This window comes from Kribbella sp. CA-245084, from assembly GCF_050942355.1.
Classification (GTDB): Bacteria; Actinomycetota; Actinomycetes; order Propionibacteriales; family Kribbellaceae; genus Kribbella.
The window spans coordinates 6,591,705-6,610,023 of the sequence record NZ_CP192053.1 but is presented as its reverse complement, the minus strand read 5'-3'; the positions used below and the strand labels follow the sequence as shown (position 1 = coordinate 6,610,023).

17 protein-coding genes are annotated in these 18,319 nt (G+C 68.5%); 9 read left to right on the top strand and 8 right to left on the bottom strand.

What is annotated here, in order from left to right; all coding sequences use genetic code 11:
• Window positions 1–57 precede the first annotated feature (57 nt).
• Window positions 58–1,503, bottom strand: coding sequence for an MFS transporter (locus tag ACQPYH_RS31420; protein WP_432878663.1), 1,446 nt, complete (start codon window positions 1,501–1,503; stop codon window positions 58–60).
• A 49-nt stretch (window positions 1,504–1,552) separates the two neighbouring features.
• Here ACQPYH_RS31420 and ACQPYH_RS31415 point away from each other — a divergent pair, with 49 nt between their 5' ends.
• Together ACQPYH_RS31415 and ACQPYH_RS31410 are read left to right on the top strand one after the other, a co-directional pair.
• Complete coding sequence (locus ACQPYH_RS31415; protein ID WP_432878661.1) at window positions 1,553–2,152, top strand: TetR/AcrR family transcriptional regulator; 600 nt, start codon at window positions 1,553–1,555, stop codon at window positions 2,150–2,152.
• Window positions 2,153–2,293: 141 nt separating this feature from the next.
• Complete coding sequence (locus ACQPYH_RS31410; protein WP_432878659.1) at window positions 2,294–3,154, top strand: alpha/beta fold hydrolase; 861 nt, start codon at window positions 2,294–2,296, stop codon at window positions 3,152–3,154.
• Here ACQPYH_RS31410 and ACQPYH_RS31405 read toward each other — a convergent pair.
• The 3 genes from ACQPYH_RS31405 to ACQPYH_RS31395 are packed head-to-tail and all read right to left on the bottom strand — an operon-like array spanning window position 3,147 to window position 5,267.
• Entirely contained in the window at window positions 3,147–4,016 is an 870-nt protein-coding gene (locus tag ACQPYH_RS31405) for a transglutaminase domain-containing protein (protein ID WP_432878656.1), read from the bottom strand. The genes ACQPYH_RS31410 and ACQPYH_RS31405 overlap by 8 nt on opposite strands.
• The gene (locus ACQPYH_RS31400; protein WP_432878654.1) at window positions 4,016–4,840 is read right to left on the bottom strand and encodes a MerR family transcriptional regulator; all 825 of its coding nucleotides are present in this window, start codon (window positions 4,838–4,840) and stop codon (window positions 4,016–4,018) included. The genes ACQPYH_RS31405 and ACQPYH_RS31400 overlap by 1 nt, the downstream gene beginning before the upstream one ends.
• A gap of 40 nt (window positions 4,841–4,880) precedes the next feature.
• Complete coding sequence (locus ACQPYH_RS31395; protein ID WP_432878652.1) at window positions 4,881–5,267, bottom strand: hypothetical protein; 387 nt, start codon at window positions 5,265–5,267, stop codon at window positions 4,881–4,883.
• Window positions 5,268–5,606: 339 nt separating this feature from the next.
• On the opposite strand from ACQPYH_RS31395, the gene ACQPYH_RS31390 reads away from it, so the two are divergent.
• The 4 genes from ACQPYH_RS31390 to ACQPYH_RS31375 all read left to right on the top strand — a co-directional run bounded on the left by ACQPYH_RS31390 (window position 5,607) and on the right by ACQPYH_RS31375 (window position 7,536).
• Window positions 5,607–6,044, top strand: coding sequence for a PadR family transcriptional regulator (locus tag ACQPYH_RS31390; protein ID WP_432878650.1), 438 nt, complete (start codon window positions 5,607–5,609; stop codon window positions 6,042–6,044).
• 78 nt (window positions 6,045–6,122) lie between these two features.
• Window positions 6,123–6,593 carry a DUF3995 domain-containing protein gene (locus ACQPYH_RS31385; protein ID WP_432878648.1) on the top strand — a complete coding sequence of 157 codons (471 nt, stop codon included), beginning with the start codon at window positions 6,123–6,125 and terminating at the stop codon, window positions 6,591–6,593.
• Window positions 6,590–7,084 carry an RNA polymerase sigma factor gene (locus ACQPYH_RS31380; protein ID WP_432878646.1) on the top strand — a complete coding sequence of 165 codons (495 nt, stop codon included), beginning with the start codon at window positions 6,590–6,592 and terminating at the stop codon, window positions 7,082–7,084. The genes ACQPYH_RS31385 and ACQPYH_RS31380 overlap by 4 nt, the downstream gene beginning before the upstream one ends.
• Window positions 7,081–7,536 carry a hypothetical protein gene (locus tag ACQPYH_RS31375; protein WP_432878643.1) on the top strand — a complete coding sequence of 152 codons (456 nt, stop codon included), beginning with the start codon at window positions 7,081–7,083 and terminating at the stop codon, window positions 7,534–7,536. Before ACQPYH_RS31380 ends, ACQPYH_RS31375 begins: the two co-directional genes overlap by 4 nt.
• Here the strand turns inward: ACQPYH_RS31375 and ACQPYH_RS31370 are convergent.
• Both ACQPYH_RS31370 and ACQPYH_RS31365 read right to left on the bottom strand, forming a co-directional pair.
• Window positions 7,526–8,293: an SGNH/GDSL hydrolase family protein gene (locus ACQPYH_RS31370; RefSeq protein WP_432878641.1), complete on the bottom strand. Its 768-nt coding sequence runs from the start codon at window positions 8,291–8,293 to the stop codon at window positions 7,526–7,528. The two genes, ACQPYH_RS31375 and ACQPYH_RS31370, sit on opposite strands and share 11 nt — an antisense overlap.
• Window positions 8,294–8,402: 109 nt before the next feature.
• Window positions 8,403–8,711, bottom strand: coding sequence for a hypothetical protein (locus tag ACQPYH_RS31365; RefSeq protein ID WP_432878639.1), 309 nt, complete (start codon window positions 8,709–8,711; stop codon window positions 8,403–8,405).
• A 136-nt stretch (window positions 8,712–8,847) separates the two neighbouring features.
• Here ACQPYH_RS31365 and ACQPYH_RS31360 point away from each other — a divergent pair, with 136 nt between their 5' ends.
• Entirely contained in the window at window positions 8,848–13,125 is a 4,278-nt protein-coding gene (locus ACQPYH_RS31360; RefSeq protein WP_432878636.1) for a BTAD domain-containing putative transcriptional regulator, read from the top strand.
• Here ACQPYH_RS31360 and glgX read toward each other — a convergent pair.
• Window positions 13,122–15,194: a glycogen debranching protein GlgX gene (gene glgX, locus ACQPYH_RS31355; protein WP_432894536.1), complete on the bottom strand. Its 2,073-nt coding sequence runs from the start codon at window positions 15,192–15,194 to the stop codon at window positions 13,122–13,124. The genes ACQPYH_RS31360 and glgX overlap by 4 nt on opposite strands.
• 172 nt (window positions 15,195–15,366) lie before the next feature.
• Here glgX and ACQPYH_RS31350 point away from each other — a divergent pair, with 172 nt between their 5' ends.
• Together ACQPYH_RS31350 and ACQPYH_RS31345 are read left to right on the top strand one after the other, a co-directional pair.
• Window positions 15,367–16,389: a Gfo/Idh/MocA family protein gene (locus tag ACQPYH_RS31350; RefSeq protein ID WP_432878634.1), complete on the top strand. Its 1,023-nt coding sequence runs from the start codon at window positions 15,367–15,369 to the stop codon at window positions 16,387–16,389.
• Window positions 16,386–17,429, top strand: a complete 1,044-nt coding sequence (locus tag ACQPYH_RS31345) for a Gfo/Idh/MocA family protein (RefSeq protein ID WP_432878631.1) — start codon at window positions 16,386–16,388, stop codon at window positions 17,427–17,429. Before ACQPYH_RS31350 ends, ACQPYH_RS31345 begins: the two co-directional genes overlap by 4 nt.
• A 92-nt stretch (window positions 17,430–17,521) precedes the next feature.
• Here the strand turns inward: ACQPYH_RS31345 and ACQPYH_RS31340 are convergent, their stop codons facing one another.
• Window positions 17,522–18,169, bottom strand: a complete 648-nt coding sequence (locus ACQPYH_RS31340; protein ID WP_432878629.1) for a GntR family transcriptional regulator — start codon at window positions 18,167–18,169, stop codon at window positions 17,522–17,524.
• Window positions 18,170–18,319 lie beyond the last annotated feature (150 nt).

The following is an 18,319-nucleotide window of genomic DNA, read 5'->3' as shown; positions in this document are numbered from 1 at the left end:
CACACAAAGAGACACAACCCCGCCTGCCTCACCAGGCGGGGTTGTTCATTTGTGAGGTCAGTCCGCCTTCGTGCCTCGGGTGCGGATGATGCCGTAGGCAACTAGTGTTGCGGCGATCGTGGTGAGGGTCAGGGCGGCGGTGGTTGTTGCGTGGTGGAACTGGGTGGTTTGGTGGGCGGTCCAGTTGGGGGTGGTGATGGGGCCGGTGAAGATCAGGGCCAGGAGGGTGCCGGTGATGGCTATGCCGGCGGCGGACGTTACCTCTGTGGCGGTGTCGGTGAGGGCGGCGCCGATTGTGGTGCGGTTCTCGGGTAGGCCTCGGAGTACGTTGACTCCGGCAACGACCCCGACTACGCGCATCCCGGCGGCGACGAGCACGAGGGCCACAGCCACCCACACATAGCCGAACCTGCTCAGCGACCCATAGACCGCGAGCCCGAAGACGACCGCTGCAGCGCTGATCCACGCGGCCCGACCAAGGCCGACCCGGCGTACGAATGGGCCGATCAGCGCGCCGCCCGCGACGAGGACGACCACCTGCGGGAGCATGCCGATCGCGGCTAGTGCCGGAGACCAGCCCCAGTCGAGCTGCAGTTGTAGCGTCACGAGGTAGCCGAGCCCGGCGGTCGCCAGACCCGCAGCGGCCTTGAATGCGAGGCCGCTGGAAACCAGGGGATGGGCAACGAGTTTGGGATCGAGCAGCGGATACGTCGCCGAGCGCTCGCGCAGATAGAAGAGCGCCAGAGCCACAACTGCTGCAGCCGTAGTCGCCCACGCGGCCCACGACCCAGCGCCCTGGTTCACGAACAGCGTCGGCGCGACCAGCGCGAGCACGATCGCCGCCGTACCGAGCACCGCACCGGCGACGTCGATCGGATCCCGGTGCAGCTCGGCGGGGACGTCCGCCGCGATGCCGAGGCGCACACCGACAAGAGCGAGTACGGCGATGGGCACGTTCACCAGCAGCAGGACCTGCCACGGCGCGATCGCGAGCACGAAGCCACCCGCTGTCGGACCGACCGCCAACCCGACGAGTCCGACAGTCGAGATCAGCGTGGTCGCCCTAACCCGCAGGTCGTCGTCCGAGAACAGCCGGAACGACAGCGCGAGCGACCCCGGCGTCGTCATCGCAGCGGCGACCCCCATCGCGACCCGTACGGCGATCAGCTGCTCCACGGTGGACACGAACGCCGTCGCGAGACTCGCGAGACCGAGCAGAACCAGCCCGGCCAGCATGATCCGCCGCCGTCCGAACCGGTCGGCGATCGCCCCGAACGCCAGCATCAGCCCGCCGAACACCACGGCGTACGCGCCTGTCACCCATTGGAGCGCGGTCGTCGAGGCGTGAAGCTCGCGCCCGATCGTGGGCAGTGCGACGTTCAGGATCGAGTTGTCGAGCATCTCGAACAGGAACACCGCCGACAGTCCGGCCAGCGCCACCCACGCGTCCCGCAGCGAGCGGGGCGGGCGAGCTGCTATGACGGTTGTCTGTGTGGAGGTCATGCCACTAAGTTAACTCACTAAGCTTAGTGACACAAGAAAGTGAGGGAAGATGCCCAGAACCGATGCGCGGGGCGGGCCGCAGACGCGGGCCCGGATCTCGGACGTCGCGACGCAGTTGTTCCTCGAACGCGGGTTCGACGGCGTCACGGTCGCCGAGGTCGCGCGCGAGGCCGGCGTCTCGAGCGTGACCGTCTTCAAGCACTTCCCCCGCAAGGAGGACCTGCTGCTCGATCGCACCGACGACGCTGTCGAGGTACTGCGTTCCGCCGTGCGCGACCGAGGCGCCGACGTACTGGCGTCGTTGCAGCAGGCAACCGTCCGTCTGCTCGACGAGGAGCACGCGCTCGCCGGGGTCAAGGACGGATCGGTCCCGTTCTACCGGACCGTCGCGGCCTCACCTGCGCTGATCGCCCGGTCGCGTGAGATCGCGTCCGAGCTCCAGCAGACGCTCGAGGAAGAGCTCGCCCGCGACCCGGCCTTCGAGGGCGATGCGTCACTCCTGGCCGCGTTCTTCATCGCCGGCTACACCGCCGTGCTCGTCGAGACCGCACGACGCATGACCGCGGGCGATGCACCGAAGGACGTGGCAGGCGACCATCGCGTTCGGCTCGACCGGCTGTTCGACGCCCTCCGCAACGGAATCGGCTAGAAGCCCTGCAGCTCGACAGTACGTATATGTCCACTGTCGGGTCGTCGCCCGCCTACGCACGCCTGGAGTCGGGCTCGACCGCGGGACACCTCCTGTCGAGCTGCAGACTGAGCGAGCGGCGCCGAGGCTACGCTGTGCGCCATGGAGTTCGTGCAGCTCGCCGATGGCCGCAAGTTGGAGTATTTGATCGAGGGACCGGCGGACGGCGTACCGCTCGTGTTCCATCACGGCACGCCGGGTGCTGCGGTGCGGTTCGCGCCGCTCGCGGAGTCGGCCGTGCGGCACGGGCTGCGGTTGGTCAGCCCCGGCCGGGCCGGGTACGGCGCTTCGACGCCGCACCCTGGGCGGTCGATCGCCGACGTGGCCACCGACACCGCCGCTCTGCTCGACGCGATCGGTGCCGACCGGTTCTACAGCATCGGCATGTCCGGCGGGGGACCGCATTCGCTGGCCTGCGCGGCCCTGCTGCCAGAGCGCTGCATTAAAGCGGCCTCAGTAGCCGGAGTCGGACCGGCCAACGCGGACGGGCTGGACTTCATGGTCGGCATGGGCGAGGAGAACCTTGCCGAGTTCGGCGCAGCGTTCGAGGGCCGCGATGTCCTCGAGCCACTGCTGGAAGCGGAGTCGAGCGGGCTGGCCGCGGCCGCCCCGGCTGACTTGGCGGCGGCCTTCGGCGACCTGGTGTCCGAGGTCGACAAGGCGGCGATGACCGGTCCGATCCTGGACTGGCTCGCGGCGTCGTGCCGGCGTTCCGTTGCCGAGAGCATCGCCGGCTGGCGCGACGACGACCTCGCGTTCGTGAAGGACTGGGGTTTCCGCCTGGATCAGATCACCACCCCGGTGGCGATCTGGCAGGGCGACCAGGACCGAATGGTCCCTGCGGACCACGGTCACTGGCTCGCCGCGCACGTCTCCGGCTGCACCTTCCACTTCCTGCCGGGCGAAGGTCATCTCTCCCTGCTGAACAGCATCGACCAGGTTGTCGCGGACCTCGTCAGCTGATGTCGACCCACGCGAACGGCGGTCTGCCGGCGGGTGAGGTGTGGAATGACCGGCCGGCGAAGGTCAGGTCGGGGTCGGTGCGGTAGAGGTCGTTGACCTCCTTCGTCGCGGTCTCGTCTCCGTTGTCAGAGGCAACCATCAGCCGCGCGATCCGGTCGGTCAGGTCGAGGTCGGCGCCGTCGAGCCGGTCCGACATGGCGCCCCAGTTGTCCCAGAGCAGGAGCTCGTCGCCGTTCAGATGCGCGAGTTGGTAGTGCACGTAGTTGCGGATGAACCAGCCGCCGTGCAGTTTCAGCGGGGCGTCCGGGTTGGGATCCGCGCCGTACAGGTCGCCGTCCAGCTCCCCGGACCGGTACCCGAGCCAGGTCTCCGCGGCCGACCGGAACGGACCGGCCGGCATGTCCTCTACGTCAAAGGGGTAGCCGGCCTGATCCAGCTCGGTGTCGATCATCACCCACCGGTCGCCGTTCCAGTACTCGGCGACCACGTGGTCGTGGTTGAACCCCTCGGCGAAGTACTCCGCGAAGCCGACCCGGCTGCGCGCCGGGATCCCCTTGTGCCGCAGGGCCGAGACGAACACCAGCGTGTGGTCGCGGCAGCACCCGACGACGCGGTCGACCGGCTCCCGCGGTACGGCGAGCGGCGTACCGTTGCGCTTCTGATCCGTGGCGAGGATCGCCGACACCCACCGGCTGTCGATCTCGGCGAGGCGTTCGCCGGTGAACTCGATACCGCCGGCGCGGTAGTGGATGATCAGGTCGCGCGTCACGGCGGCGATGCCGGGAATGTCGTCCGGCAGCGCGTCGAACAGTCCGGCGTACTCGCCGGGGTCGCTGAACCGGCTCTGAGTCTGGTAGTCCATCAGGGGTTCCTTTCAAGGATGGGCAGAGCGATGTCGACGGCCGGTTCGTCGCGGGGGATCAGGTGGCAGTCCGGGAGGTACACCTCGCGCGGCGGACCCGCTTCGGGTACGCCGTTCGCCCGCACCCAGTCCGTCACGAGGTCGTAGGCGAGCATGATCCGCGGGTACGCGCACTCGTTCATCGTGATCGTGCAGTACGCCTCCCGGTGCGCGGGCTCGACCCGGATCCCGATCCGCCCCGCCGGGTCGACGAGGCCGTCGAACGGCACGCACACCTCGACGGTCGCCTCACCCTCGGGCGTCACCGCGCCGTGGAAGATGACCCACGACCCGGTGGTCGCGCTTGCCCCGGCCGCGTGCAGGTACGACATGATCTCGTCGGTACACGTCACGATGATGCCGACCAGCAGCTGCTGATTGGTGTCGGCACGGATCGACGCGATCTTGGTCGCCGGCACGTCCCGGGTCAGGACCGGTCGCGGCGCGAGTCCCGGCGTACCGGAGCGGGAGAGGCGGTCGCGCAGGTACTGCAGGGTTGATCGGCGCGCCTCGGTGGTCGCCTCCTCGGCAGCCCACCAGCGGTCGAGCCGGATCAAGCCCTCCTCGTCGGTGCCCGCCAGTACCTCGGCGATCGTGGCCAGTGGCATGTCCAGTTGGCGCATGACACTGATCCGTCGCGCCCGCTCCAGCTGCGCCTCGTCGTACAAGCGGTAGCCGTTGGCCGGGTCGACCTGAGCGGGCGCGAGCAGCCCGGATACGTCGTACAACCGCAACGCCTTGTGTGAAAGCCCGGTTCGTCGCCCGAACTCACTGATCGTCAACACGCGACCATCAAACCCTCTGCCCTTGGGGCAAGGTAAAGGGTCACACCGGGAACGGCCTCACATCGGGTTCGACCCAGCCTGTGCGCGCGTCCGCCGACGCCAGGGTGCGGGGTTCGTAGAAGTGGGTCAGTAGGCGCTTGTTCAGCAGGCCGGGGTTGCGCTCCAGCAGGTCGTCGAACGTCTCGTCGGGCGCCTCGTTCATGTGGTACGCCGTCAGCTCGACCCAGGCCCTGCTGACCGTGGCGTTGTACTTCTGCGGCGCGCCCGCGTACCGCGCCGTCTGCTGGATCCCGTTGCTGACCAGGTCGACCGCGCCGGCCGTCCCACAGCGTCGTACGGCGAGCCAGGTCAGCCGCACATGCTCGCGGTGGCCGAACCGGTCGGCGGTCGACAGCACTTCACCCATCAGTTCCTCGAAGGTGTCCATCTCCCCACGTTCGGTACGCCGGGGGTCGCCCGCAACCGAGTTTCGGGGAGGGGGTTGCATTGAAGACGGTAACGATATATCGTTAGTGTCATGAAGAATATCGAGGGGGATATTATGAACACCCCCAACGAGATCAGAGGCCGCCGCCGAGGCGGCCACCATCACCCCCGCCGCGGTGGACCGCGGATGGGAGAAGGCATGCCGATGCACGGCGGACGCGGTGAACGCAGCGGCCGTGGTGAGCGCGGTGAACGTGGCGAACGCGGACCCCGACGCGGCCCAGGCCGTGGTTCCGGGCGTGGCCGAGCCCCGCGCGGTGATGTCCGAACGGCCGTCCTGATGCTGCTTGCCGAGGAGCCGATGCACGGCTACCAGTTGATGCAGGCCATCGCCGACCGCAGCGACGGGCGCTGGACCCCCAGCCCCGGCGCGATCTACCCGACACTCAACCAACTCGAAGACGAAGGCCTGGTCACCGTGACCGCGGAAGCCGGCCGCAAACTCGTCACGCTGACCGACGCCGGTCGCGAGTACGTCGAAAGCCGTCGCGAGACGACGACCGACCCGTTCGCTCCGTTCGCCGGCACCGCCCCAGGGGCCGACCTGCGCGGACTGCTCGACGAGCTGGCCTCAGCCACTCGCCAGGTCGCCCGCACCGGCTCCGAAGAGCAGCGCTCCGCCGCCGCCAAGATCCTGGCCGAAGCACGCCGCTCGCTCTACCTGCTCCTGGCCGACGCTCCAGTCGTCCCCGAGCCCCCGAAGACCCCCGAGGCCTGAGACCTGCGTCACGCAGGGAACGTCTCCGCCGAACGACTCCTCTTTGCAGATGTCAGGTACATCTGAGGAGGGGTCGGGATGGGGTCTCGAAGAATCGTCGCAGGCGTGCACGTCCTGCTTGCGGCACTGCACATCTACTGGGCGACAGGAGCCACGTGGCCCGCGCCCGACGAGCGATCACTCTCCCGAGCGGTCCTCGGCGTCCAAGTCTCATTCGCTCCACAGGTCGTGCTGCCACTCGCAGCGCTGCACCTACTACTGGCCCTCGCGGTACTCCGCTCTGACCGGTCCGCGGTCGCTCGTCTTGTAGTAGCCGGCCTCGCTGCCGGGCTGGCCGTCCGAGCCGCTCTCGGCGTCGTCTGGATCTTCACAGCCGGCGGCACTGCCTTCTTCTGGCTCAATCTGCTGCTCTACACGCCGGCGTGTATCGCGCTGTGCGTGACCGACGTGAAGCTGCTCCGAACGCGTCGGGTGAAGGCTGCTGTAGTTGCAGGCCCCAGTCGCAGAGGTGGCGCACTCACGCAGTTGATATCTGTTGTCTTCCGATGATCATCGAGGAACGCCTTGTCCGTGCGGCGCAGCGCGGCGACACCGTCGCGATGAACGACGTGCTCGACGCGCTGACGCCGTACGTCGGGAGGATCTGCGGGCCGATCGCCCTGAGCGATGGGCCGGACGCCGCGCAGGAGGCGTTGATCGCGATCTTCCGTGGTTTGCGCGGTCTGGAGAATCCGGACGCGCTGTTCGGGTGGGCGCGCGCGATCGCCGTACGCGAGGCGGTCCGGGTCGCTCGGCTCGGGCAGCGGCAGCAGCCGGCCGAGCTCGCGGACCTGCCTGCTGCAGACGATCCGCAGCTGGTGGTCGACGTACAAGACGTGCTCCGGCGATTGTCGCCGGAGCATCGTGCTGTCCTGGTACTGCGGGACCTCGAAGGAATGGACGAGCAGGCCGCGGCCGCCGTACTCGATGTCCCCGCGGGTACGGCGAAGTCGCGGCTGCACCGCGCGCGGGCGAGCTTCCGGAAGGCGTGGAGATCATGAGCGACTGGCCGACCATCGAACTGACCGACGTCGAGCGGTTCCGCGCGCTCGCCGCGGGCGTGCCGGGTGCGGTAGTTACCGAACGGGTGCTGCCTGCCGGTCCCGATCAGGTGAAGGCGATGCTCACGGACCTACAGGTCTTCGCTGCGATCCAGGCCGACTTCGTATCGGCAACCGTTCTTGAGCGCGACGGCGACCGGGTCGTCGTACTGGCGAAGGGTCGGCGCGGTCAACGTGCGCGGCTGATGGGGCAGTTCCGGCCGGGGTGGTGCTGGCTGCAGAGCAGGTTCGTGATCATCGGCATGGCGGTCGCGGCCGAGCCGGGCGGTGGTACGCGCGTCGCACTCACCGGTGGCATTCGCGTACCGGGCCGTGCGGCGATCGTGCCGATCCGGGTCCGGCAGGAGAGTGCCAAGACGCTGGACCGTTTAGAACGCTTGCTCAGGGCTTGAGTACGCCGGCCGGCAGTGCGGCGAGCAATGCGTCCGCGTGGCGTCGGTAGCCCAGGTTGTTCGGGTGGAACGCGTCCGGCGCGAGCATGCCGCGCCATGGCGGCCTGGCGTACCGGGAGACCTCGGCGACGGGCAGTCCGCGGGACGTGGCCGTGTTGCTGATCAGCTGGTTGATGCCGGCGACGTACGGGCTGACAGCTCCACCGACTCGCCAGAGCCGGTCGGGAACGGTCAGGTCCATCACAACTGACGATGAGGGCAGCCGGTCGATCACCTGACGGAGGTGGTCGCGGAGCCGCTTCGGCGGGGTAGCGAGGATGTCATTGCTGCCGATGCCACATGTGACCAGCGCCGGCGCCAGTCCGTCCAGTAGCGGCAGCTGGTCATCCAGCACATGCCGCGTCTGCGCACCGGACCGCGACAGGTTGAGCACCCGCCACGGAGTCCCCTTCCGACGCAGTGCATTCAGCACCTGTCCGACATAGCCGTGCAGCGGCGACGACGCACCCAGCCCCTGCGCAGTCGAGTCACCCAGCACTACCCACAGCGGTCCGTCGCCCGACATCGCTGCAGAGTTCTGCCGCGTCCAGTACTCCGCATACGTCCGCGCCTGCACATCGACGTACGCCACGCCGTCCACCCACCGCTGAATCGCCAGCCGAGAACTGGTCCGCTCAGCCTGCCCCCACCGCATGATCCCGCGATGCAAAGCCCCAATAGGCGTAGTCCGCTCACGCCCTCGCTGCAGCAGAAACATCGATCCCCCCAGAGATGAACAGCAGGTGACCGATGAATGTACAGGCGAAAGGTTAACAACCCCGACGACAATCCGGGCCCTCGCGAGAGGGCCCGGATTGCGACGTCGATCAGGATTGATCCGACGTCGTGTTGTCGCGGCGGCGCAAGACGACGAGCCCGATACCCAGGCCGATGCCGCCGAGCGCGATGCCGCCCAGCGCGCCCAGGCCGGCCTCGCTGACGTCGAAGGAGTCAGCGACCTTGTCCGGCGTGACCGGCGTCCAATCGACGCAGCCACCCGCGGGCTCGGGCTTGTTCATCGCCATCGCCGGTGTCGCGATGGTCAGTGCGGAGACGCCGAGCGTGGCGCCTGCGACCAGCCGAACGAGTCGGCGGGACATGGAGTGCTTCGTGGAGCGTGTGGACTTGGTGCTCATCGGTCTACCTCTTCCGACTTCCGATCGAACTGGACAGCTCCGTTGTCCAGCCAGGCGGTATCGACTCCGCTGCCACCGGTATCAACGCGGTATCGGAGCCCTTGACGAGCACCGGCAACGGTCGGAGAGTCGGAATGTGGGTATCGCCGTACTCGGCCCGCTCACAGTCGATGGGGGGCGGAAGAACCTCGCACGGCGCGATCGCGTCGTCCTGGCCGCGCTGACGGTGCAACCAGGAGAGGTTGTGAGTGCTGGGGCGCTGGCCGACGCCCTGTGGGGCGACGAGCCCCCTGCCTCGGAAACCAAAGTGCTCCAAGGCTGCGTCGTCCGGTTGCGCAAAGTGCTCGGCAATCACGCGATCGAGACTTCGCCGGCCGGTTATCGGCTGGCCGTCGCGCGGGACGACATCGACAGTCTGCGATTCGAGCACACGCTTGATCGAGCCCGTGCCTTGCTCACCGATGACCCGGAACGGGCGGCAGCGCTGCTCGCCGACGTACTGACGCTCTGGCGGGGCAGGCCGTTCGAGGAGGTTTCGAGCTGGGATCCGGCGCGGATCGAGATCGCGCGTTTGGAGGAGCTGCGCCAGCTCGCGGAGGAGCTGTACGTCGAGTCGTCGCTGCGCTCAGGTGGTCACGGGACCATCCTGGGTACGGCGCAGGCGATGGTCGCGGCGGCGCCGTTGCGCGAGCGGAGATGGGCCCTGCTCGCGACTGCGCAGTACCACGATGGCAGGCAGGGCGAAGCGCTGCAGACCCTCCGTCGCCTTCGCGCCGTGCTCGACGGCGAGCTCGGTCTCGACCCGAGCCCGGAGATTGACGGACTCGAGCAGGCGATCCTGCGGCAGGACCCGGACCTGGCCGTCCCCGAGGCGCTTCCGGAGCCGAGCGCCGTTTGCCCGTACCAGGGCCTGAAGCCGTACGACCTCGATGACGCCGAGCTCTTCTTCGGCCGCGAGTCCCAGGTCGCCGCAGGTTTGCGGAAGCTCGCGGACGGCTCGGTCCTCGCTGTCGTCGGACCGTCCGGCTGCGGGAAGTCCTCGCTGATCCGCGCCGGTATCGCCGCGTCCTTGCTGCGCGACGGGCGACGGGTCGTGACCATCACACCAGGTCAACACCCGATGGCCGCGCTGGCCGGCGCCCTGCCTGGACGCGGACCACTGCCCACTTTGGTCGTCGATCAATGCGAGGAGGTCTTCTCGCTCTGTCAGGACCTCACCGAACGTACGACGTTCCTCACCCGGCTCGCCGATCATGCTGCCGAGGCCCCACTCGTCCTGTCGTTCCGGGCCGATCGATTCGCCGACCTTTCGTTCCACCCGGAGTTCGCGCACGTCGTCGAAGCGGGACTGCACCTGCTCGGCAGCATGTCCGAATCCGAGCTGCGGTCCGCCATCACCGAACCAGCACGCCTGGCCGCGCTGGTCGTCGAACCCGGGCTGGTCGATGTCCTGATCGGTGAGGTCGCCGGTCAGCCGGGCGCGCTGCCGCTGATGTCGCATGCACTCGCGGAGACGTGGCAACGCAGGGAAGGCCGGACGCTGACCGTCGCGGGCTACCGCGCGACGGGCGGCATTCGAGGAGCTGTCGCGCAGTCGGCCGAGCAGGTGTACACGCGACTCACCCCGGAACAGCGCCCGATGCTGAAGGCGTTGCTGTTGCGACTCGTTGCTCCCGGCCCCGACGGCGAACCGGTCCGCAGCCGGCTGCCGAGACGTGCGGTGGTCACCGGTCCGGAGTCGGACGAACTCATCGACCTGCTCATCGGCGCGCGACTGGTGACCAGTGACGACGACGCTGTGGAGCTGGCGCACGAAGCTCTGGCGCGAGCCTGGCCGCGGTTGCGCGGCTGGCTCGACGACGACCTCGAAGGCCAGCAGATCCTTCACCACCTCACCCAAGTAGCCGACTCGTGGGATTCGCTGGGTCGTCCGGACAGCGAGCTGTATCGAGGCGTCCGGCTCGCGAAGGCCGTGCAGTGGAGGGACCGGACGGCTCCGGATCTGACCGCGACCGAGCGCGACTACCTCGCCGCGAGCGAACGCCTCGCCGACGCAGAACTCCATGCCGCCGAGCAACGGGCCCAGCACGAGTCGCGGATCAACCGCCGGCTGCGCGCGGCGCTGAGCATGGCCGCAGTCCTCCTCGTCGGCGCGCTCATCGCCGGCTTCCTCGCGACTGGCCAGGCGCGCCGAGCCGACCGCCAGGCCGCCGCCGCGGAACAGTCCGCAACCGTCGCAGCAGCCGGCCGAGCAGGTGCGAAGGCCGTCGTAGAGACCGACATCGATACTTCGTTGCTGCTTGCCGTGGCCGCCGTCCGCATGCATGACTCGCCTGAGTCCCGGTCGAACCTCCTGGCCACGATAGCCAAACACCCGCAGCTGACGAGCTCGTTCGAGACCGAGAGGGTGGATTCGTACGGCCTTGAGGTGAGCGCGAACGGCCGGCGGGCCTACATCTTCGCCGCCAGCGGCCATGTCCTCAGCTATGACCTGACCACCGGCGAGCCACTCGCCTCGTTCAAGCCGCCGAACCGGTCCAGCGGTGCGGATCATTTGGACTACATGGATCCGATCGCGCTCAGCCCGGGTGATCGCGAACTCGCCGTCGGGACGCCGCCCCCGACCACCGAGCCGGTGGTGTTGCTCGATCCGATGACCCTGAAGCCGACCGGTCGCCACCTGCCCGGGTTCCCCAAGACACCCGCCCGCGCCACCCATGTCACCTACAGCCACGACGGTCGTTCTCTCGTCGCAGTACTGCACTACTACGGCGATGGCGTAACGAAAGACTTCAGCAGCGGTGCGGTCTTCGTCTGGGACGTCACTCCGGGCCAGGCGCCATCCGTACGACGAGTCATGCCGCTGGCCGCCGCGTCCGTCCAGGACGCTGTCATCAGCCCGGCCGGCGACCGGCTCTATCTGAGCAAGCCGGCCGCGGCGTACGACGTTGCTACCGGCAAGCAACTGTGGTCGAAGCCGGAGCTCGTCTTCGTCGTGTCCGATATCGCACCGGACGGCAAGACCCTGGCGTTCGCGGAGGAGGCGCGCGACACCTCCACCGGCGACTACGCCGTCGTCGTGCTCGTGAACGCGGCGACCGGCGCGACGCTGCACCGTCTGGACGGACATCGGGCCAACCCGCTCAATGTCCGCTTCTCCCACGACGGCAAGTCGGTGGTGTCGCTCGGCGCCGACTATCACGTCATCGTCTGGGAGACCGCCGGCGGAACGACGTTGGAGAACATGCCGATCTCCGAACGTGACTCCCTGGCAGGCGCCTTCAGCCCGCGCGACGACACGCTGTACACCTCGGCAGGCGACGGTGCCTTGCGGAGTTGGGATCTCACCGGTCGCCAGCACTTGCTGAGTCAGCAGAAGGCGCCGCCCGGGTTTGCCTACGGCTGTCGCTTCATCGCTCCGGGCGGGCGGAGCTACTTCCGGCTGCTCGACTACGACCCCGCTTACCTGGACGCCGGGATACCTGACGGTGAGTTCGTCGACACCGCGACCGACAAGGTCGTCCACTTCGACGCGACGCACCTCGGTACGACGACCTTCAGTTGTGGCACGTGGCACCCGAGCGGCGACAGGTTCGCGCTCGGCAACACAGCTGGGCAGGTGATGGTGGAGGACACCCGGACCGGTCGCCTGGTGGCCGCCCGGAGAGTGACGGCCGGCAGGATCGGGGACCTCGACTACAGCGGACGCGACGGCAGCCGCTTGGTCGTCGGTGATCAGTCCGGGTTCGCGACGCTGGTGGACGCCGAAACCCTCCGTCCGGTGAGCAAGCCCGTTCAGGTCGGTGGCCCGATCGCCTGGTTGTCGGCGAGCCCTGACAACCGGACGGCCTTCCTGGTGATCGGAGGCCGCAACATCTCCACCTGGTTAGACGTCCCGTCCGACCGTTGGGCGGTGGTGGACCTCGTCGCGGGCCGGGTCCTGCGGCGGGGGAGTTTCCCGATGAAATACCCCAGCATCGTGACCTACTCGCCGGACGGGACCCGGGTGGCGGTCGGCAGTGAGAAGGGCGACGCACTGATCATCGACCCCGCGACCGGTGAGTTCCTCGCCGCGCCGCGGATCGTCCATCAGGGCCTGGTCAACGGGATCGCCTTCTCGGCCGACAGCTCGCTGCTGGTGACGTCCGGCTGGGACGGCGGCATCGCGCTCTTCGACGGCAAGAGCGCGGCGCTGCTCGGTACGATCATGACGCCGAACCAGCAACTGGTGACCGCCGACTTCCTGCCGGACAGCCATACCGTGGCGATCGCGTCGTACGACGACGGGGTCTATCACTGGGACACCCGCCTGGAACACGCGGTCGAGATGGCGTGCCGGATGGCTGGGCGGGATCTGTCGGAGGCGGAGTGGCGGGAGAACTTCGGGGATCGGGTGTACCGGAAGACCTGTTAGAGGGCGCGCAGTAGGACCAGGCAGCGGGGGGCCAGGGGGACGGTGGCGCCGGCTTCTACTTCGGTGACCATGCTGTGGCTGGTGTCCAGGACTACCTCGTAGGCGGGGGCCCAGGAGGCGTCGGGGACTACGACCGGCTGGGTTTGGGGGGTGGCGTTGAGGGCCAGGAGGAAGGAGCTGTCGGTGAGGGCGTTGCCTTCGGTGTCGGTGGCTCGGAGGGCGTCGCCGGCGAGGAACATGCCGATGGTGCGGAGGTTGCCGTCGAACCAGTCGGCGTCGGTCATTTCGCCGCCGTGCGGGGCGATCCAGGACAGGTCCTTGCGGCCGCCGGGCACGACGGGCCCGCCGGAGAAGTAGTGCCATTGGCGCAGCGCGGGATGTCTGGCCCGGAGCGCGATCAGCTGTTTTGTCAGCTCCAGTTGATCGGACCAGGCCGCCGGCAGCGACCAGTCGAACCAGGAGATCTCGTCGTCCTGGCAGTAGGCGTTGTTGTTGCCGTCCTGCGTCCGGCCGCACTCGTCGCCGGCGGTGATCATCGGTACGCCGGTGGACAGGATGAGCGTCGACATCAGGTTCGCCATCTGCCGTTTGCGCAACGCGATCACGCGCCGGTCGTCGGTCTCGCCTTCGACGCCGCAGTTCCAGGAGCGGTTGTCGTCGGTGCCGTCGCGGTTGTCCTCGTGGTTCGCCTCGTTGTGCTTGTGGTCGTAGCTGACCAGGTCCCGCAGCGTGAACCCGTCATGCGCGGTGACGAAGTTGATCGACGCGTACGGGTACCGCCCGTCGTCGCCGTACAGATCACTCGAACCGGACAGCCTGTAGGCGAGGTCCTTCACGCCGTCGGAGGTGTTCCGCCAGACGTCACGCACGCTGTCGCGGAATTTACCGTTCCACTCCGACCACGGCGGGCCGAAGTTCCCGACCTGGTAGCCGAACGGGCCGACGTCCCACGGCTCGGCGATCAGCTTCACCCGGCCGAGCACCGGGTCGGCCGCGACCTCGGCGAGGAACGGATGCCCGGGGATGTCCACCTCGTGCCGCTCGTTGCGCACCAGCGTCACCGCAAGGTCGAACCTGAACCCGTCGACGCCCATCTCCTCGACCCAGTAGCGCAGCGAGTCCATCACGAGCCGCCGTACCTGCGGGTGCGAGGTGTCGACCGAGTTGCCGGTGCCGGTCACGTCGTACATCGCGGCCCCATGACCGTCACCGTGCGCGAGCCGGTAGTACGCGCGGTTGTCGATCCCGCGGAAGCTCAGCGTCGGCCCGTCGAACCCGCCCTCGGCGGTGTGGTTGTAGACCACGTCGAGGATCACTTCGATGCCCGCGGCATGGAACGCGGCGACCATCGCCTTGAACTCGGCCACCTGCTCGCCGCGTGAACCCGACGACGAGTACGGCGCGTGCGGCGCGAAGAAGCCGAGGCTGTTGTAGCCCCAGTAGTTCGGCAGGCCCCGGGCGGCGATCGACGGCTCGGTCAGGAAGTGGTGGATCGGCAACAACTCCACCGACGTCACGCCGAGCTCGGTCAGATACCTGATCACCGACGGATGCGCGAGCCCGGCGTACGTGCCCTGCTGGTGCTCAGGTACGTCGGGGTGCCGCTTGGTGAACCCCTTCGTGTGCAGCTCGTAGATGACGGTCTCGCCCCAGTGCACCGGCTTGCTGATCGGCGGCGGCGGATCGGAGTCCGCGACGACGACGCCGACCGGGACATGGCCGGCCGAATCGCCGTCGGAGGAGTCGTAGATCAACGGGCTGGAGAAGTCCAGCGAGCCGTCGACGGCCCGTGCGTACGGGTCCAGCAGCAGCTTCGACGGGTTGAAGCGCAGACCGTGTGAAGGGTCGAACGGCCCGTGCACGCGGTACCCGTACCGCTGGCCGGCGCCGACACCGGGCACGTACCCGGTCCAGAACTCACCGGTGTGGCTCAGGTCCAGGTTCCGCTGGCTGCCGTCGTCCGCGACCAGGGCCAGCTCGACCCGTTCGGCGGCCGGAGCCCACAGCGTGAAGGTGGTCCCACCGGTCTGGACCACTGCGCCCGGACGCGGACCAGTGCCGGCGGTCACGCCGGGAGCACCCGGGGCGGCGGTCGCTTCTTTCACCGGCACATTCTGCACAGTTCGGGGTGAGTTCTCGATAGTGAGGTACTTATGTTCGTGAGACGGTGGTTGCGAACGCCTGTGCGCAGTGATACGCAAGGATCGTTACTAATTTACCCACAGGGTTGTAGGGGATCTCATGTCGGAAGAGCTTGCCGGTCTGACCGTCGGTCTGATCGGCGCGGGCAACATCAGCCACGTGCACGTGGCCGCGTGGAAGGCCCTCGGGGCCCGGGTCCTGGTCCACTCGCTGGAGGGCGCCGAGGAGCTGTCGGAGCAGTACGGGCTGGAGGTCGTGGCATCGCTGGAAGGCTGCCTGGCCGAGGCTGAGTTCGTCGATATCGTCACACCGTCGGCGACGCACAAGGAGATCACGCTGGCCGCGATCAAGGCGGGCAAGAACGTGATCTGCGAGAAGCCGCTGACGCTCACGGCGGCCGACGCGCACGAGGTGATCGACGCGGCGAACGCGGCCGGTGTCCGGTTGTACCCGGCCCACGTGGTCCGGTTCTTCCCGGAGTACAAGGCGGCGTACGACGCGATCCGGGCCGGGCGGATCGGTGAGGTCGCGGTGGCGCGGTTCTACCGGCAGGCCTCCTCGCCGGCCGGCGCCGGCTGGTACCGGGAAGTGGCCCGCTCGGGCGGCGTGATCATGGACCTGATGGTGCATGACCTGGACCAGGCACGCTGGCTGTGCGGCGAAGTCACCGCCGTGTACGCGGCCCAGAACCCGCCGACCCTTGACGGCATCAGCCCGGTCAACGTGGCGGCGCATGTGACGCTGACGCACGAGTCCGGCGCCATCAGCCACTGCCGGGCGACCTGGGGAGCGACGGGTACGACGTTCCAGACCGGGTTCCAGGTGGCGGGGTCGACCGGCGTACTGCGGTTCACCTCGGAGGCCGACACCGGCTACAAGGAGGAGCTGCAGAACGGCGGTGCCGGCGGTGACCTGCTGATTCCGGCGTCGACGCTGGGGGAGAGCCCCTACCTGACGCAGCTGCGTGAGCTGGCCATCGGGCTGCGCGGCGGACCGGAGCCGCGGGTGCTCGCATCCGACGGTGCGACCGCCGTCTACCTGGCCGAGGCGGCGCGTGCGTCGATGGAGTCCGGCCAGCCGATCGACATGAAGACCTTCGTCTCGAGTGGAGCAGTGGCATGACCCTGAAGGTTGCTCTGGCTTCGTTTGCCCATGTTCACGCCGGGTCGTACGCGCATCTGCTGGCTGCGATGCCGGACATCGAGGTGCTGGCCGCTGATCCCGACGGTGCGTCCGCACCGGACGAGGGGCCGCGCGGTGCGGCTCTTGCTGAGGCGTTCGGTGTCCCGTACGTCGACACGTACGACGAGCTGTTCGCGTGGGGACCCGACGCCGTCATCGTGACGTCCGAGAACGCCGGCCACCGCGCACTGGTCGAGCGTGCTGCCTCTGTCGGTGCACACGTTCTGTGCGAGAAGCCGCTGGCCACTGAGGTCGCCGACGGCGAGGCGATGCTCGCAGCGTGCGAGGCGGCCGGCGTGATCCTCATGGTCGCGTACCCGGTCCGGTTCGCGCCGTCGTACCTGCAGCTGCGGGCGAACGTCGAGGCCGGTCGGCTCGGCGACGTGTTCGCAGTGCTGGGCACGAACAACGGGAAGATCCCGTACGCCGCGCGCCAGTGGTTCGTCGACGCCAAGCAGGCCGGTGGAGGCGCGATGGTCGACCACACCGTGCACTGCGCGGACCTGATCGACGGCCTGACCGGCGGTGCGTCCGCCACCCGCGTGTACGCCGCTTCGAACCGCATCCTGCACCAGGACAAGGGGGTGGAGGTGGAGACCGGCGGTCTGGTGACGATCAACTACGACAACGGGCTGATGGCAACCATCGACTTCTCCTGGAGCGTCCCGGACAACGGTCCGACCTGGGGCGGTGTCTCGCTGCAGGTGACCGGCACCAACGGCTCGGTCGAGATCGAGCCGTTCCGCCCGCACGTGGGCGGCACGGACGCCAATGGTGAGGTGTTCCTGGGCATCGGCGGCAACCTCGACGCGGCCATGGTCGACACCTTCCTGGACGCGGTCCGCACCAGCGGTCCCGCCGTCGCGGGCCAGTCGCCGGCCGCAGTGCCGCAGCCGGACGGCGCAGTCGGTCTCCGTACGCTGAAGATCGTCGACGCCGCCCGCCGCTCTGCGGCGTCGGGCCAAGCGGTCGACGTGTAGTCCACGCGGGCCGACGCCCGCGCAGTTGCCCCGGGCCTGCCCGCCCGGGGCGACCCGGGCCCCGGCCGGCCGGCGGATTGCCCTGTGTTGCTTCAGGAGTGTTTGGCGGCAGCCAGGTGGTCGATGACGTCGCTGAGGTGCTCGGTCATCGCGGCGCCGGCGGCGTCCGGATCGCGGTCGGCGATCGCGTTGATGATGCGCAGGTGCGCTTCGAGCGAGGTCTGCGCCCGGCGGGGGAGCCGGGTCATCCGGAAGTGATGCCGGATGTTCAGCACCCGCAGCCGCTCGATGATCGTGGTCGCGGTCTGCTGACCGCTCAGCTCCCGGATCAGCCGGTGCAGCGCGTCGTCCAACTCCGCGTACCCCAGGTCGTCCCCGTCGGCGACCGCGGCGGCCATCCGGTCGCCCAGTGCCCTCAGGTCGACGATGCCGCGCTCGGTGATCCGCGCCGCGGCCTTGGCCGCGCACAGCGACTCCAGCACCATCCGGGCCTCGGTGACCTCGATCGCCTCTTCCAGCGACAGCGTCCGCACCCGTGACCCGCGCTGCGGGATCCGCTCGACCAGTCCCTCCGCCGACAGGTCGAGCAAGGCCGCGCGGACTCCGCTGCGCACCACGCCGTACTGCTCCGCCAGGTCCGCCTCGACCAGTCGCTGACCGGGCGCCAGACGGCCGGACGCGATGTCCTCACGGACCGCGTCCCGCACGTACTCCTGCCCGGCCATGCCGGTGCGGATCATGGTTTTTTCCTCGCTGATGGTGATCCCTCCCGTCTGCTCGCTGCACCCAGTGTGATCGGTTCCGACCACTGGAAGAAAGTGTAGACGAAAATGTTGACATTTTTGTCAACAGAATTCTAGGCTCCCCAATCATCGGCCCTCGTCCCGGGG

What these genes read in the sequence shown, in the direction of transcription:
- ACQPYH_RS31420 (WP_432878663.1), bottom strand. Translation starts at nt 1,503, where the DNA reads ATGACCTCCACACAGACAACCGTCATAGCAGCTCGCCCGCCCCGCTCG.
- ACQPYH_RS31375 (WP_432878643.1), top strand. Translation starts at nt 7,081, where the DNA reads ATGAGCGACTGGCCGACCATCGAACTGACCGACGTCGAGCGGTTCCGC.
- ACQPYH_RS31410 (WP_432878659.1), top strand. Translation starts at nt 2,294, where the DNA reads ATGGAGTTCGTGCAGCTCGCCGATGGCCGCAAGTTGGAGTATTTGATC.
- ACQPYH_RS31415 (WP_432878661.1), top strand. Translation starts at nt 1,553, where the DNA reads ATGCCCAGAACCGATGCGCGGGGCGGGCCGCAGACGCGGGCCCGGATC.
- ACQPYH_RS31405 (WP_432878656.1), bottom strand. Translation starts at nt 4,016, where the DNA reads ATGGACTACCAGACTCAGAGCCGGTTCAGCGACCCCGGCGAGTACGCC.
- ACQPYH_RS31340 (WP_432878629.1), bottom strand. Translation starts at nt 18,169, where the DNA reads ATGATCCGCACCGGCATGGCCGGGCAGGAGTACGTGCGGGACGCGGTC.
- ACQPYH_RS31380 (WP_432878646.1), top strand. Translation starts at nt 6,590, where the DNA reads ATGATCATCGAGGAACGCCTTGTCCGTGCGGCGCAGCGCGGCGACACC.
- ACQPYH_RS31345 (WP_432878631.1), top strand. Translation starts at nt 16,386, where the DNA reads ATGACCCTGAAGGTTGCTCTGGCTTCGTTTGCCCATGTTCACGCCGGG.
- ACQPYH_RS31385 (WP_432878648.1), top strand. Translation starts at nt 6,123, where the DNA reads ATGGGGTCTCGAAGAATCGTCGCAGGCGTGCACGTCCTGCTTGCGGCA.
- ACQPYH_RS31365 (WP_432878639.1), bottom strand. Translation starts at nt 8,711, where the DNA reads ATGAGCACCAAGTCCACACGCTCCACGAAGCACTCCATGTCCCGCCGA.
- ACQPYH_RS31350 (WP_432878634.1), top strand. Translation starts at nt 15,367, where the DNA reads ATGTCGGAAGAGCTTGCCGGTCTGACCGTCGGTCTGATCGGCGCGGGC.
- ACQPYH_RS31395 (WP_432878652.1), bottom strand. Translation starts at nt 5,267, where the DNA reads ATGGACACCTTCGAGGAACTGATGGGTGAAGTGCTGTCGACCGCCGAC.
- ACQPYH_RS31370 (WP_432878641.1), bottom strand. Translation starts at nt 8,293, where the DNA reads ATGTTTCTGCTGCAGCGAGGGCGTGAGCGGACTACGCCTATTGGGGCT.
- ACQPYH_RS31390 (WP_432878650.1), top strand. Translation starts at nt 5,607, where the DNA reads ATGCTGCTTGCCGAGGAGCCGATGCACGGCTACCAGTTGATGCAGGCC.